Origin of the sequence: Streptomyces sp. NBC_00209, assembly GCF_045206345.1 — a bacterium.
GTDB lineage: Bacteria > Actinomycetota > Actinomycetes > Streptomycetales > Streptomycetaceae > Streptomyces.
On record NZ_CP108121.1, the window covers coordinates 4,571,048 to 4,585,407 of the forward strand.

The following is a 14,360-nucleotide window of genomic DNA, read 5'->3' on the forward strand; positions in this document are numbered from 1 at the left end:
GCGGCTCTGTTTTGTGAGGTGGTGAAGGGTTCAACGCGCTGAGAGCCCTCCGGAGGGCTCGGTCAGCAACTCCGCCAGCCGGTCCGCGAAGGCGGTGATCCACTCCAGCTCGGGCCCGCCGCGGGCGACCCGGAAGCCGTGCCGCCGGGCCCAGAAGGCGGCTTGCACGGCGTGCAACTGGGCCCAGCGGCGGACGCGTTCGCGCTCCAACTCGGCGGCGTCGGCGAAGACGTCGACGATGCGGTGGGCGGTGCTGCGGAGATCGTGGGTGCCCGCGAGTGCGTACGCGCGCGACTTCATCAGCGCCCCCGCGTCGTACGCCGGGTCGCCCACGTACCCCTTGGGATCAACGGCCAGCCAGGGCTCGCGCTCGGCCCGCAGGATGTTCCGCCCGTGCAGATCCCCATGGACGAGCGTGTCGGGCTGCGCTCGCCCCAACTCCCTTACGGTGGCGAGGGCGGCGTCGATGACGGGCCGCGGCAGGGGGTGCGCGAACTCGGCGTCGTCGGTGCGCAGCCCGTCCTCCCACTCCCCGGCGCGCTCACTGAGCCGGGGCAGCCCGGGCGGCGCGGGCACCGCGAGCCGCCGCCCGAGCCGAGCGGCGACGACGACCACGTCGTCCCCGTCGGCGGCCGAGGCGAGGGTCACCGTCGAGGCCCGCTCCAGCAGCATCGCGTACCGGCTGTCGTCCCGCTCGTACAGGCTTACGGCCCCGCGCCCGCCCCACGCGACGAAGGCGTCGGGTTCGTGGTCGTTCCCGGGGTGCGGGAAGGAGACCTTGAGGACGGCGGGGGGCGTGTGGTCGCGGCGGACGGGGAGGATGACGCCGACGCCGCCGTGGGTGAGGGGGCCGTCGGGTGTGCAGCCCCAGGCGTCGAGCAAGTCGGCGATGATGCGGGGTAGTTCCGCAAGCCAGCTCGCCCCGGCGCTGCCTTCGCGCTCGACGGTGGTCCGCGCGAACTCCTCCGGGATGACGATCATCCGGGCACCTTACGTGGGCGCGACGGGGCTCTGGGGGAGGGTGAACGGGGTTCGTGGCCGGGGCTGTTGGCCTGGGGTGGAGATACGTGCCTACCGTGTAAGCGGTGGGGCGGATATGCCGGAGTGCGCGGAACTGGTCAGAACCGCCACTGCCACGAGACAAGCCGCAGGTCACGAAGAGTGCTCCCCGCAAGTGCGGAGATGGGCCCTGGGAATGGGTCGCGGACAACGGAAGCCTTGAGTGCTCCCCGCAAGTGCGGGGATGGTCCCGTCTGCTTCGCCGACACAGACGCCCTTCTCGGGTGTTGCCTGCACCTGCAGGGATGGTCCCGGCACCACGACGCAGCCGCTGCGACAGATGGTGTCTTCCTCGCGCACGCGGGGTTGGCCCCTGGGATTATCCGGATGAGTACGGGAACGACGATTGCTCCCCGCCCTGCGGGGATGGCCCCGAGGCTGGGCAGCGGCAGCGCGCTATCGAGCGCGGTCACCGCACCTGCGGGGACCGCCCGCCACGGACGGGTGCGGGGCGTCCCGCACCGCTTCCCGCCACGCGCGGGATGGTCCAGCGTTCTGGGGGAGGATCACCGCCTCGTAGTGCTGTCCCCGCATCCGCAGGAATGATCCTGGCTGGCCGGCGCATTCCCCGATTCTCGGGGATGGCCCCGGCATGTGCGACACCGCCCGGCAGTACGCTGCCTGTCCCCCGCCATCGCGGGGATGCCCCGCCGCTCACCGGTCTGCTGGGCCGTGACGGCTACTGCTCCCCGCACCTCGCGGGGACGGCATGCAGCGCCCCGTACCCTGGCCGACATGTCGGCCCACCCCCTCACCTTCCACCCCCTCCGCTTTGCCCCCGAGGAGATCCGCGACGTCGTCGCCCTCTACACCAGCAACCCGGCCTACTGGCGTGCGGCAGGCGAGTACGACCCCGACGACATCCGGGCGGCGCGGGTCGAGGCCGATCTACGGGATGAGGTCGCCACGGAGGGCGGCGAGGTGTTGCTCGCGCGCAGTGGGGAAGGGCGGCTCGTCGGAGTCGTCTGTCTGCTGCGCCGGCATCCGAAGGACGGTCTGCCCTGGATCGGGCTGCTCATGGTGGACGGCCGCTCCCGCCGTACGGGGATCGGGCGGCGGCTCGTCGGGCTGGTCGAGGAGCGGTTTCGGGCCGAGGGGCGGATTGGCCTCCGGCTCGCCGTACTTGAGAACAACCCGGATGCGTTGGCCTTCTGGAAGTCCCTCGGGTGGCGCGAGACCGACCGGCGTCAGGACCTGGCCCACGACCGGCCGTGCATCGTCATGCACAAGCACCTTGCCTGAACGGGGGTGCGCCCGCCGTCACGCGGCAGTGGGTGACCCGGCACGGTGTCAGCGGCCTGTACGAGGGGGACCGCGAGCACCGGAACGCCCCGAGCGCGAGGTCTGTGTCGTCGAAGGCGTCCAGCGGATCGGGCGTCGCGGCAGGCGTCGAGCGCGGGTGGCATGAGCCGCGGCCCCTCGCGTAGCCGAGGCCGCTGACGGCGCGCGCCAGTTCCCAGCGGGCAGGGCGGGGCCGCCGGTGCGTGGGGCGTAGGCGGAACCGTTGAGGGCGACGAGGTTGTCGAGCGCCAGGAAGCAGTTGAGGCGGGCGCCTTTGGGAGCATGGTCACATGCGGTGTGTGCGCGAGACGCACGTACGAGATCCACCGCCGAGGGAGACGCCCGATGCCGATGACGATCCGCCCCGCCCGACGCGACGACATCCCGTCCCTCGCGGCCCTGATCGAGGAGATCGAACGCTTCTACGGAGCCAAGGAGATCCAGCCACTCACGGAACGCCACACCCAGATCGAGGAGTCCTTGTTCGCCCCGATCCCGCTCGCTCAGGCACTGGTCGCGGACCCGGGCGACGGCGCCCTGGCCGGGATGGCCGCGTACTCGTTCCTCTGGCCGGCGACGGGGACGACGCATGCGCTGTTCCTGAAGGAGCTGTACGTGAGTGAACCGTGGCGGGGAGGGGGCGTGGGCGCCCACCTGATGGCGGAACTCCGAGCGGTGGCGTCCGCCCGTCCCGGGTGCAGTCGGATGGAGTGGATGGGGGACACGGACAACGTGCAGGCTTTGGGGTTCTACGGGGCGCTGGGCTTTGAGGTGGTGGAGGGGAAGGTGGTGTACAGGGTGGGGGTGGAGGGGTGAGGTGGGCGGTTGTGGTGAACGGGGCCCGAGAGAGCGGGTGTTGTCCTACGCTTGAGTCGAATGTCGGCTGTGTTGACCTTGGGGCGGTTATGCCGGAGTGGGTGAAAGTGGTCAGAAACCACGCGCACGCGAGACAAAGCCGCAGGTCATGAAGAGTGCTCCCCGCGCGTGCGGGGATGGTCCCGTCATCATCGGAACTGGCTCCGGAGAAGGCTCGTGCTCCCCGCGCGTGCGGGGATGGTCCCGCGGTAAAGGCGTTCCTGGGCTCCTCGCCGTCGTGCTCCCCGCACATGTGGGGATGGTCTCCGATCGAGGTGGTGCTCCCTGCGCGTGCGGGGATGGTCCCTACCTCTGGAGGGCCGGCCTGGCCAGCGACCACTGCTCCCGTGCGTGCGGGTGTACCCCCCGGCCCACCGGTTGGCGCGGCCCGTAACGGCGGCTGGTCGGGCGCTCAGGCCGTGTCGAACTCTCCCGTTCTGACACCTTCCACGAACGACGAGAACGCCTCCGTGGAGACCGACAGTCCCGGGCCGCCGGGCCGCTTGGAGTCACGGACGGGAACGGCTCCCGTCGTCGTGGCGAGGTTCGTGGCCACCTCGACGCAGTCGCCGCCGTTCGAGATGTACGAGGACTTGTACCAACGGAGGGATTCGGTCATCACGGGATCCGACCGCATCCGAATGCTGTCGGTCTTCGGTGAAGAGTAAGACGTGGGTGCCTGCGTGCCGGGGCCCATTTCCGGCCCGATCCCGGATGCGTACGGGCAGCGAAAGCCCCACCGCGCCGGACGCGGTGGGGCTGCGTAACAGCGGCTCGTCGTCAGTCAGATCCGGTCGAACCCACCGGCGCTGAGGCCGTCCACAAAGGACGAGAACGCGTCGGTGGAGACGGCCAGGGTCGGGCCGCCGACCTGCTTGGAGTCACGGACGGGAACGGCCCCGGTCGCGGAGGCGAGGTTGGTGGCGACCTCGACGCAGGCACCGCCGTTCGAGCTGTACGAGGATGTGTACCAACGGGGGGATTCGTTCGTCACGGGGCGCCCTTTCTCAACTGACTGATCATGGCCAACGACGCTGCTTTGGACAGCGTCTCGCCCTGAAGTTGATGGTAGGCCGTGAGCATGGGCACCACGGACGACGGCTCCCGGTCGACGTACCCCTGCATCTGCGACTCGGCGTACGCGACAACGGACCGGTCGGCGAGGGTGAGCAGGTAGACGGGCCGATCGAATGCCCGTCGGGCTCCTATGGCGAACGGAGCCACGTGGACGAACCAGTTGGGTAGCGCGGCCAACTCCTCCAACCGTTGCAGCTGGGCCTTCATGACCTTCGGGCCGCCGATGGCTTGCAGGAGACAGCTTTCGTCCATGACGACGAACACCATCGGTGGCCGGGGTCTGACCAGCGCGGCCTGCCGTTCCAGCAGGACCGAGACGCGTTCATCGGCCTGTTCGGGTGTGATCGAGCCCCGCTGCAAATCCCCCTCGGCCACCGCTCGCGCGTACTCCGGCGTCTGCATCAAGCCAGGGATGATGCCGATCTCGAACACCCGGATCTCCACAGCCCGGCCCTCGTACCCCACGTACTCGGGGAAGCCCTCCAGCAGGCTGCCGTGCCGCATCTCGCGCCACTCGCGTTCGAACGAGTCAGGCGTGCCGACGAGTTCGAGCGCGACGTCCAATCTCCGCGAGAACGGCAGGGTTGCGGATTTCCGACCAGTTTCGATGGCAGAGACGTGCCGACCGGTGCAGCCGACCATCGTGGCGATGTGGTCCTGAATCCAACCGCGAGCCTCACGCACCCTGCGTAAACGCGCGCCGTACGCCGCCTGCGGAGACGCGTCCGGATTCAGCTCCTTGATGTTGACCAATATGCCCTCCCTGGCTGCCACGTTGATGACATTGCGAGGCTAGGTCACGCTGAGCGCGTCTGGTAGTGAAACCGCTACGGAGGGACACGAAAGCGTGCCTGTCGAAGAGCATGGAACCGCGCCGGCCCCCGGCCCACTCCCCGTCCGAACCGACGAAGAACCCCCGAGCAGCGAGCTGCGCGGGGACCCGGACATCTCGCGTTACGCGTCGCTCGCCGCGTTCCCGCCGTGTCAGTGCGGGGCTCCCATCTGCCCGGACGGGCCGTCGAAGGCCGGGGCGTCGTCGGAGGACCTCCTCGTACGCGTACGGGAGACGAACGCGATGCACGCGAAGTACCGGCTGTAACGGCGCGTGCGTCGGGACGTCAACACGCCTCCCGAGAACGGCTGAACGGAGTGGACGAGGTCATGGACGGAACGACGAAGGGCCTGGCGGCGGCATGAGTGAGCAGACGGCGAGCGCGTACGCCACGCGCGAGGACGTGGCGTACGCGCTCACGACGGGCGGCGTACTGAAGTCCGGCTGGCTGGACGCGTACGCGCGGGTGCCCCGGCAGGCGTTCTTACCGGACACGATCTGGCCGTACGACATGGCGGCCGGGGGGACGGTCCACGTATCGCGGACGGAGGACGCGCGGGCGTGGCGCGGGTACGCGGACGCGGATGTGCCGATCGTGACGCAGTGGGACGACGGGGAGCATGCAGGCAGTGAGCCGGGCCGCGTGTCGACGTCGTCGTCCTCGATGCCGAGCGTGGTCTTCCGGATGCTCGACGCTCTGACAGTGGACGACTACTGCCGCGTGCTCGAAATCGGTACGGGGACGGGCTGGAACGCCGCGCTGCTGGCGCACAAGGTGGGCGAGGAGAACGTCGTCAGCGTGGAGGTGGACGAGGCGGTGGCGAACCGGGCGCGCGAGGCCCTGGACCACTTTTTCGGTGCCCCGGTGGAGGTGATCCACGGCGACGGGCGCGCGGGGGCGCCGGGGCGGGGCGTGTTCGACCGGGTGCTCGCTACGTGCGGGGTGCGGGAGATCCCGTACGCGTGGGTGGAACAGACGCGGCCCGGGGGTGTGATCGTGGCGCCGTGGGGAACGGACTTCAGCCCTGCCGACGCGGTTCTGCGGTTGACGGTGGACACGGAGGGGAAGAGCGCGAGCGGGCGCTTCACGGGGCCGGTGGAGTTCATGAAGCTGCGGGCGCACCGGTCGGCCCCGATCGACCACGAGGCTTACGCGCCCGGCCCGTTGCCCAGTCCGGAGACGACGACCTCGGATGCCGCGAGGGCCCTGTCCGCGGCCGACCGCTTCAGCCCGTTGGTCTTCGCGCTCGGCCTCCGCGTCCCCGCCTGCACGTACATCCCCGCCGAGAAGGTGCGGGGCAGCCAACCCCACTGGCTCTACAGCCGAAGCGACCTGTCGTGGGCGTGCGTGCTGGTGGAGGACGGACGGCCTGCGGCCCGCGTCTGGCAGCGGGGGGAGCGGCGGTTGTGGGATGAGGTGGAGGGTGCGTATGAGTGGTGGGTGGAGCGGGGGAGGCCGGGGTGGGAGCGGTTCGGGGTGACGGTGCGGGGGGTGGGGGAGCGGGTTTGGGTTGATGAGGTGGGGGAGTGGGTGTGAGGGGCGGTGCGTGGTGGGCTGACGGGAAAGGGCCTGCGGGAGTCGGTAGTTGACCTAGGCTGTGGGCTGTATGTCAGCTGTGGCGCTTATGTCGGAGTCTACGAAAGTGGTCAGAAACGCCACTCACCCGAGTCAAACCCGCAGGTCAGGCAGTCTGCTCCCCGCGCGTGCGGGGATGGTCCCGAGGAGGCGTACCAGTGGGTCCGCTCGGTGGACTGCTCCCCGCGCGCGGGGATGGCCTCACCCGCGACACGCCATCCGCGCCCAGCTCCGCTAACCGCTTAAGGCCCCACCGCGCCTGGGCACGGTGGGGCCTACCGCTGTACGGCACGTCGGTCAGGACTGCTGGGCGCTCGCCTGCTTGACGACCTTGTCCGTCACGTCGACCGTGTCCCCGGTGGCGGGCGCGTCGACATCAACGTCGGTCCCGAAGTCGCTGAAGTCCATGACGACCTTGGCCTTGCCCCGGTTCGCCGAACCGGAGTCCTTCGCGCCCCCGGCCGGCTGCGCGGCGATTTCGATCTGCTGGCGGCGCATCAGTCCCTTGCCATCGACCCACAGGTCCACCGGCACCGTCTCACCGAGCTGTTCGCGCAGCTTCCGGGCCTGCGCGGCGTCGCCCTTGGCCAGCTTGTCGATGTCCAGGGCGACCTTGTAGTGGGTCGTCGCGACACCGCCCAGGCTCTCCGTACCGACCTTCTTCACGTCCTTCTCGGACAGCGACTTGGAGTAGGCGAAGGAATCGGTCGGATCGCTTACCTGGCTGCTTCCGGCGGCCTCGGAGGTCCGCAGCCTCTCCATGTCGATCTTCATCCAGCTCTTGCCCCCGGGCAGGCCGCCCGCGCCCTTCGGCGGCTTCTGGTAGATCATCTTGTCCACGACCCGCTGCTCCAGCCGCTGACCCGACTGCTCCATGGTCAGCTTGCTCTCCCCGTCTTCGAAGTCCATGACGCCGGAGCCGGTGATCGTCTGGCTCTGCCCCTTGGCGCTGACCGAAGTCGTGATCTTCACACGCGCGGACCCGGCCTCGGTGGTCTTCTTGTTGGTCGCCTGTACGACCTGCGAGGGCGACGAGTCGGCCGTCTTGCCCGCTTCGGAGGGCTTCGCGTCCTTCGCCGCGTCGCCCTTGTCGTCCGACCCACACCCGGCAAGCGCGGCAACGGCCAGCAGGCCCGCCACCCCGTACGCAGCCATCTTGGTCTCCCGGGTCTTCACGTTCGCCATCACAGCAGCCTCCCCAAACCGAAACCGTTACGTCAGGTATGCGCCCGGTGCCCGGAAGGTGATCCCGCATGCAAAGCGTTTGCCGTTCTACGCCAGCCGTAGTAGTTCGCGTCCAGCCACGCTTTCCGATGCGCGGAGGCGCTGGGGGCGCACTCGGCGAACGGGCAGGCTATCCAGGGGCGTTGGCGTACTCTTGCTGCGTATGCCTGATGTGTGATTGTTGAGGTTGATATGCCGGAATGTGTGAAAGTGGTCAGAAACCGCGCCTTCACTCGATAGACCCGCAGGTCAGCGAGTCTGCTCCCCGCCCGCGCGGGGATGGTCCCTTGGTCGGCGTCCCAGAATTCCTGCTCGCCTTCTGCTCCCCGCCCGCGCGGCGACGGTCCCACCCCCGTCGAGGGTGGCGTGTCCGAGATCCCCTGCTTCCTGCACGCGCAGGGATGGCCCCATGCTGTGGGACGCGCCCGAGATTCAGCTCGCTTGCTCCCCGCGCACGCGGGAATCACCCACGCAACGCGCGGCCCTGCGCCCCGTAGCCGTATGTGCGGCCCCTCAGCCCCGCTAAAGCGCCCAAGAAGGCCCATCCGCCTCCCCGTACCAAACTTGCTGCCCCGCCGACGTCACCGTAAGACCGAAGTCCTCCCGGGCCGGTGCGACGCTCTCCGGGAACACCGTGACCAGCTCCTCCACCGCGTCCCACAGGTGCCGCGGACCGACTTGCCGTGCCCTCCCCGACGCATGCAGCGTGGCCGTGGAGCCGTCCTCCGTCCAGAGGGCGACGCCGGTGACCGCGCCCTCGTCGTCGCGCCAGGAGCACGAGCGGTATCCCGGAAGTGCCAGGGACAGCGGGAACTTCAGCCGGTCCAGTACGTCCGTCATGGGCACCGACGTGACCGTCCCCGCCTCCGTTTCCACCGCCGCGAAGTCCGGGGCCTTCGCGGGGTGACGGCGCGGCATGAAGTACGCGGGTGTGGGAAGGAAGCGGCCGGTCGCCTCCCCGGCCGCCGCGACGACGAACCGCGCGAGCCCGAAGCCGATCGGGGCGACGATGACTGCTCCTGGCCGGGCCTGTGTCAGCAGAGCATGTGGGATGCGACGCAGGGCGGCCGTTGCGATGATGCGGTCGTACGGCGCCCTGTCCGGGCATCCCTCCGCGCCGTCCCCGGTGAAGACGTGGGGGCGGTAGCACCCTTTGTCCAGATGCTGCCGGGCCCGTCGGACGAGGTCCGGGTCGACATCCACGCTCACCACGTTGTCGCTTCCTAGGAGCGACGACGCCAGAGCGGCGTTGTAACCGGTGCCGAGACCGAGCTCGAAGAGCCGATGCCCCGGCTCGGCATCCAGCGCGTCGAGCATGGCCAGCATCAACCCGGGCTCGCTGGACGAGGACGTCGGCACGCCGTCAGCGTCGAGCTGTGTAGTGAGCGCGGTGTCTGAGTAGACGGCCTTCAGGTAGCCCGGGTCCCCCTCGGAGACCTCGTACCAGCGTCCCTGCCCGTCCTGCCGGTAGAAGCTGGGTACGAAGTGCTCCCGCGGGACGTCGGCGAACGCGGCCAACCACCTGCTCGGGTGGGCTCCTTCGCCGAGGGAGGCGGCGAACCGGGCCCGCAGCATGGCCGAGGAGAGGTCGTTCGGCTCGGTCATGTCGTGTCCCCCTGCAAGTAGTCGGCGTGCGCGGCGGCGATCGGGAGCCCGGTGCGATTCTCGACCCAGGACCATGTGCCGGCCGGGTTGTTCTCGAAGAACACCCATGTGTCATCAGGGGTTACGGCGAAGTCGAAGGAGCCGAACACGATCCCGTACGAGGCCATGAACCGCCGGATGGCATCCCTGACCGAGTCGGGCACTTCAGTCGTGCCGTACTCAAGGTTCTCGTAGTCCGTGCGCCAGTCGGTACGGGCCTTCTCCGATGTGCCGACGATGGTTCCGGCGAACATGTTGCCGTCCACGGCGACCAGGCGTACCTCGTACTTCTTGGGGATGTCCTCCTGGAAGCAGTGGGCGGTCAGGCGCACGCTGTCGTCGAATCGCGTCGGGTCGACGCGGTGCGTGGCCACCATCAACTGCCTTTCGCCGCCCGCGTCCAGACGTCCGCCGAGAACCGGTTTGCAGATCAGAGGGCAGCCCACCGTCCTGGCGAAGGCGCGGGCTTCATCCGGGTCGTTTGTGATGAGGCTGCGCGGGACACGGAGACCAGCGCGAGCCGCTGCGACCAGTTGCTGCGGCTTGTGCGCGGCGACACGGTCGTGATGCGGGTTGTTGATCCAGCGGACAGGCAGGGCGGACAACAGGTTGAGGATGGCCGCGTCTGCCTGGTTCTGTGCCCAGGTCGCGTACGGCTCGGGCACGCTGTCGGCGATACGAGGGCGTCCGGGCCGCCTGTAGTAGACGGCTCGGACGTCCTGCAGCCGCACCGATCGGTGCCCGTCGGCCAGCACGCCTTCCCACCCCGCTGCCGTCGGCCGATGGCCCGCGGTGAGCGATACGTGCTGCGGGAAGTCGGCCGAATCGAACCGCATCACTGCCACACCCCGCTGATTGAGTTGGTCCACAACCATGTCAGCGGCAGCATCGAGCCGTTCTGCGACGACGAGAACCGGCCGGGCGGCACCCATCAGGAGGCGGGGGCGAAGTAGGGGTCGGCCACGTCGTCGCCCTTGCCGTCCTGGTTGGTATCGGTGGTGGACGCCGCGTGGTCGGCGGTGTGCCAGGCCGAACCGTCGGCTTGCACGTTGAGCTGGAGGTCTTCGTTCCAGGTGACGCCTGCAATGGACGTGGTCACGAGGCAGGGCGGCGCGGCGGCGCGGGTGGCGAAGGGGATCGTGGTGGTTGTCATGTCTTCTCCTTTGTCGTTGTGCGTCGGCTTTCCTGCGGTTGCGCGGAAAGAGATGTGAAATCCGATCCCGGGCGTTCTTCCGGGGGCCATGGGCCGGACGGCTCGGGACGATGTGCCGAGTTGTGCCGGAGGCGTTCGAAATTGTCCAAAAGACGTTGGGCGACGCGTGCCGTGTCACGGAGATGGGCGAATGCCTCGAACGCCGGGCTTGCCTCATTGGGGCGTCGGCCGAGGTCGAGCAGGGCGTACGCCCGCCTGAAGAGTTCACGGACGGCGTCGTCGGAGTCGTACCCCAGCTCCTCGCCCATCAGGAGATTGAGATGCCCGCGGACCTGGTGAATGGTCGAGTCGATCACCTCACGCGTGGTGGTGGCGAGGGGCAATTCGAGCGCATGGATCAGGCCGTCGCGGATGAACTCCACGTCTACCGGAATGCTGTCGGATCCGGCTTCGGCAGCGGTAGGTGGGGCGTCGCATTCCCGCGCCACGGTGATCACCACGATTCTCCCTCGGGCCGTTTGACGGCGGCGTGTGAAGAGGTAACCGCAGAGGGTGTGGGTGCGGGTACCTTGGAAGCGAGGGCAAAGCATGAATCCCATGAATGCGCGGGGAGTTGACGTGGCTACAGCGTCCGGGAAACAGCGCAACACCGAATTGAAGAACCTGCTTGGCCAGGCACAATGGTCCGAGACGCAACTCGCTCAGGCCGTGAACCGACTCGGCACCGAGGCCAGCATGAGGCTCACGTACAGCCAGTCGACGGTGGCGCAATGGATCAGAGGCTCGCAGCCCAACGAACGGGTCAGGCCGCTGATCATCGAGGCGTTCGAGCGGAGGCTGGGGAGGCCCGTCCCCTACGCGGAAGCCGGTCTCGCGCGGTCGGAGACAGCGGTGGACCAAGCGCGGGAGGGCACCGTCGAGTCCCTGCTCCAGCTCGGCAAGGCGGACATGGACCCCTCGCGGCGTGGCGTGCTCGCGGCCGGTCTGTACTCGGCCGTGCTCGCCGTCCCTCTGTTCGCCGACGCGGCACACGCCGACGACGGGCAGCGGATCGCCAGGCCCACGGGCCGGATCGGCAGGGGAGAGGTCGAGACTGTCAGGCGGATGACCGACAAGATCGCCGACATCCTTGACGAACTTGGCGGCGGACACGCGCGGCCGATGGCTGCGGCGTTCCTCGTCAATACGGTGGCCTCGTATCTCAGGGCCGGGGCCACCGAGGAGGTGCACAACGACATGCTGTCCGCGGCATCCGACTTGACGTACCTGACAGGTTGGATGGCTATGTACGAGCGAGCCCATGGGCTCGGGCAGAAGTATTACCTTCAGGCGCTCAGGCTCGCGGGGGAGTCACGCGACCAGGTCACCTACTCTCGGACGCTCCGGGGTATGAGCCTTCAGGCGACCAATTTGCGCCACGGCCGCAAGGCCCTCGAACTGGCCGATTCCGCCGCCGAGGCGGCGCCGCAGGCCGGGCCGAGGCTTGTCGCCTTCCTGCGCGGGCAACAGGCACACGCGTCCGCGATGGTCGGGGACAAGCGGGCCGCGGTGGCACGGCTCCGCGAGACCGAGGCCGCGCTCTCGAAGGCGGACTCGCGCCGCGAATCGGTTGGCGGTTACGGCCGGGCGGCGTACCTGTTCCATGTCGCACATGTGCACTACGAGAACCGGGAGCTGGCGCAGTCCATTGAGGCCATGAAGCAATCGATCAAGGCCACGCCACGTCAGGAGAGGCAGGGGCATCTGCACGCCAACGCGGTGCTCGCCCAGCGGCAGTTCGAGTTTGGGCACATCGAGGAAGCGTGCGCCTCCTGGCGGACCTTCCTCGACGACTATGCCGTGCTGTCGACGGCCCGTGGGGATGAGCACTTCGAGACGATGCGGAGGAGCTTGGCTCTGCATGGCAAGTCGCGGGCGGTGCGGGCGATGGGTGACCAGGTGCGGGTGGTGGCCGCGTTGAAGGCGTGAACCGGTGGCGGAGTGGACGAACTTGAGTCCCGCTCGGTGTTGAGGGGGCTACCGAGGTAGATGTCTGCCTTGGTCTCGGGAGGTCGATATGTCGGAATGTGTGAAAGTGGTCGGAAACGCTGCCATTGCGGGATAGCGTCGCAGGTCAGGCAGTCTGCTCCCCGTACGAGCGGGGATGATCCCTTGCCCTTCTGCGGCCGGGGCTGCGGCTTGTGCTGCTCCCCGCACCCGCGGGGACACCATCAACCACGCGGCGCCCGCCCGAGCCCCCGCCCGACTACGCTCCCCCGCATGACCGACCCTCACGCCCGTGCCGACTTAACCGCCGGCCTCATCCGCGCGCTTCTCCGTGACCAGCACCCCGACCTGGCCGATCTCCCGCTCAGCCTCGCCGCTCGCGGGTGGGACAACCAGTTGTGGCGGTTGGGGGAGGGGCTGGCTGTGCGGTTGCCGTGGGCGACCGAGTCCGCGGATGAGTTGTTGCTCAAAGAGCACGCCTGGGTGCCCGGGCTGGCTCCCGGGCTGCCGTTGCCCGTGCCTGTGCCGCAGCGGCTTGGTGTGCCGTCCGAGCTGTTTCCTCGGCCCTGGTTGGTCACCACGTGGGTGTCCGGGGAGCCCGCTGATCGGGTTCCGGCTATGCGGGCCGAGGATGCGGCCGATGCGTTGGCCCGGTTTCTCAGTGCTCTGCACCAGGTGGCTCCGGACGGGGCGCCCGTCGGGAGGGGGAGGGGTGGGCCCCTGGGGCCCTATGGGCAGTACTTCGAGCGGTCGCTTCTTGATGCTGTCGAGCGGGGGTTGGTCGCCGATCCGGACGGAGTTCGCCGCGTCTGGGTCGATGCCGTGGCCGCCCCGGACTGGGACGGACCCGCGTTGTGGCTTCACGGGGATCTGCATCCCGCCAACGTGCTGACCGCCGACGGCACGTTCTGCGGGGTCATCGACTTCGGGGACCTCTTCGCGGGCGACCCGGCCTGTGACCTTGCCGCCGCCTGGATCCTGCTCCCGGAGAACGCAGCCGAACGGTTCCACGCCGCCTATCGGCCCGCCCCGGACGTGGCAACTCTGCGCCGAGCCCGTGGCTGCGCGGTCCTGCGTGCGCTGAGTGGGTTGCTCATCGCGGACGACGGTGACCGGGGGCTCCCCAACGGGAAGTCGACGTGGGGGCCGCCCGCTCGGAGGTCACTGGAGCGGTTGGTCGCGTCGCTGGGATGAGTGAGGCGACCGGCTTGCGTTGCGGAGCCCGTAAGACGTACGTGAGTGGGGGCTCTACAGCCACCGTTGTGCCGCCTCCACGCTGTCCCCGCCCGTGGTGTTGAACGCGATCGCCGCCTGGGGCGCATGGCGGAGGATGAGGTTGACGATGTGTTCGAAGAGGGGGAGCAGGGGGGCGGCCTTGCGGATTCCGCCGCCGATGACCACGACGTCCCAGGGGCGCTCGGTCAGGGCTGTGACGAGGGTGGGTTCGGCCGCGGCGTTGAACTCGACCAGCGTCATGGCCGCGTCGATGCCGTGGTCGGCGAAGCGCGCGAGCTCCGCTTCGAGCGCCGCGCGCAGGGCGTCTCCGTCGACACCGGGGATGGCTTGGGGGTCGTAACCGACGACCAGTGCGGAAGGCATATGGTCAGACTACGGAGGGCGGGGAGTATGGCTGAAGGTGCGTGGGACGACGACCGTGGGTACGACGACGCCCT

16 protein-coding genes are annotated in these 14,360 nt (G+C 69.0%); 6 read left to right on the plus strand and 10 right to left on the minus strand.

Annotated features, from left to right (window positions below):
- Nucleotides 1-30: 30 nt before the first annotated feature.
- The gene (locus tag OG867_RS20845) at nucleotides 31-981 is read right to left on the minus strand and encodes an aminoglycoside phosphotransferase family protein (RefSeq protein ID WP_406287414.1); all 951 of its coding nucleotides are present in this window, start codon (nucleotides 979-981) and stop codon (nucleotides 31-33) included.
- Nucleotides 982-1,794: 813 nt separating this feature from the next.
- Here OG867_RS20845 and OG867_RS20850 point away from each other — a divergent pair.
- On the plus strand, nucleotides 1,795-2,301 hold the full coding sequence (locus OG867_RS20850) for a GNAT family N-acetyltransferase (protein ID WP_406287417.1): 507 nt from the start codon (nucleotides 1,795-1,797) through the stop codon (nucleotides 2,299-2,301).
- 384 nt (nucleotides 2,302-2,685) lie between these two features.
- On the plus strand, nucleotides 2,686-3,156 hold the full coding sequence (locus OG867_RS20855; RefSeq protein WP_406287419.1) for a GNAT family N-acetyltransferase: 471 nt from the start codon (nucleotides 2,686-2,688) through the stop codon (nucleotides 3,154-3,156).
- A gap of 451 nt (nucleotides 3,157-3,607) precedes the next feature.
- On the opposite strand, the gene OG867_RS20860 is transcribed toward OG867_RS20855, so the two are convergent.
- The 3 genes from OG867_RS20860 to OG867_RS20870 all read right to left on the minus strand — a co-directional run bounded on the left by OG867_RS20860 (nucleotide 3,608) and on the right by OG867_RS20870 (nucleotide 5,025).
- Nucleotides 3,608-3,814, minus strand: coding sequence for a DUF397 domain-containing protein (locus OG867_RS20860; RefSeq protein WP_406287421.1), 207 nt, complete (start codon nucleotides 3,812-3,814; stop codon nucleotides 3,608-3,610).
- 165 nt (nucleotides 3,815-3,979) lie between these two features.
- The gene (locus OG867_RS20865; RefSeq protein WP_406287423.1) at nucleotides 3,980-4,189 is read right to left on the minus strand and encodes a DUF397 domain-containing protein; all 210 of its coding nucleotides are present in this window, start codon (nucleotides 4,187-4,189) and stop codon (nucleotides 3,980-3,982) included.
- Nucleotides 4,186-5,025: a helix-turn-helix domain-containing protein gene (locus tag OG867_RS20870; protein ID WP_406291087.1), complete on the minus strand. Its 840-nt coding sequence runs from the start codon at nucleotides 5,023-5,025 to the stop codon at nucleotides 4,186-4,188. Before OG867_RS20870 ends, OG867_RS20865 begins: the two co-directional genes overlap by 4 nt.
- A 94-nt stretch (nucleotides 5,026-5,119) precedes the next feature.
- On the opposite strand from OG867_RS20870, the gene OG867_RS20875 reads away from it, so the two are divergent.
- Nucleotides 5,120-5,371 (plus strand): hypothetical protein, encoded by a 252-nt coding sequence (locus OG867_RS20875; protein WP_406287425.1) that lies wholly within the window; start codon nucleotides 5,120-5,122, stop codon nucleotides 5,369-5,371.
- A gap of 94 nt (nucleotides 5,372-5,465) precedes the next feature.
- Nucleotides 5,466-6,641: a methyltransferase domain-containing protein gene (locus tag OG867_RS20880; protein WP_406287428.1), complete on the plus strand. Its 1,176-nt coding sequence runs from the start codon at nucleotides 5,466-5,468 to the stop codon at nucleotides 6,639-6,641.
- 336 nt (nucleotides 6,642-6,977) lie between these two features.
- On the opposite strand, the gene OG867_RS20885 is transcribed toward OG867_RS20880, so the two are convergent.
- The 5 genes from OG867_RS20885 to OG867_RS20905 form a co-directional block, all read right to left on the minus strand.
- Nucleotides 6,978-7,865 carry a hypothetical protein gene (locus tag OG867_RS20885; protein WP_406287430.1) on the minus strand — a complete coding sequence of 296 codons (888 nt, stop codon included), beginning with the start codon at nucleotides 7,863-7,865 and terminating at the stop codon, nucleotides 6,978-6,980.
- A 561-nt stretch (nucleotides 7,866-8,426) separates the two neighbouring features.
- Nucleotides 8,427-9,509, minus strand: coding sequence for a methyltransferase domain-containing protein (locus tag OG867_RS20890; protein ID WP_406287432.1), 1,083 nt, complete (start codon nucleotides 9,507-9,509; stop codon nucleotides 8,427-8,429).
- A complete protein-coding gene (tgmB, locus tag OG867_RS20895) occupies nucleotides 9,506-10,480 on the minus strand; it encodes an ATP-grasp ribosomal peptide maturase (protein WP_406287435.1) in 975 nt (324 codons plus the stop codon). The genes OG867_RS20890 and tgmB overlap by 4 nt, the downstream gene beginning before the upstream one ends.
- A complete protein-coding gene (locus tag OG867_RS20900) occupies nucleotides 10,480-10,701 on the minus strand; it encodes a hypothetical protein (protein ID WP_328900339.1) in 222 nt (73 codons plus the stop codon). The genes tgmB and OG867_RS20900 overlap by 1 nt, the downstream gene beginning before the upstream one ends.
- Nucleotides 10,698-11,201: a DUF6415 family natural product biosynthesis protein gene (locus OG867_RS20905; protein WP_328900338.1), complete on the minus strand. Its 504-nt coding sequence runs from the start codon at nucleotides 11,199-11,201 to the stop codon at nucleotides 10,698-10,700. Before OG867_RS20905 ends, OG867_RS20900 begins: the two co-directional genes overlap by 4 nt.
- A 97-nt stretch (nucleotides 11,202-11,298) precedes the next feature.
- Between OG867_RS20905 and OG867_RS20910 the strand changes: the two genes are divergently transcribed.
- Nucleotides 11,299-12,669 carry a hypothetical protein gene (locus OG867_RS20910; RefSeq protein WP_328904335.1) on the plus strand — a complete coding sequence of 457 codons (1,371 nt, stop codon included), beginning with the start codon at nucleotides 11,299-11,301 and terminating at the stop codon, nucleotides 12,667-12,669.
- A 291-nt stretch (nucleotides 12,670-12,960) separates the two neighbouring features.
- Entirely contained in the window at nucleotides 12,961-13,881 is a 921-nt protein-coding gene (locus OG867_RS20915) for a phosphotransferase (RefSeq protein ID WP_406287438.1), read from the plus strand.
- Nucleotides 13,882-13,935: 54 nt separating this feature from the next.
- Here OG867_RS20915 and OG867_RS20920 read toward each other — a convergent pair whose 3' ends face one another.
- Nucleotides 13,936-14,286 (minus strand): hypothetical protein, encoded by a 351-nt coding sequence (locus OG867_RS20920; protein WP_406287440.1) that lies wholly within the window; start codon nucleotides 14,284-14,286, stop codon nucleotides 13,936-13,938.
- Between the last annotated feature and the right edge of the window lie 74 nt (nucleotides 14,287-14,360).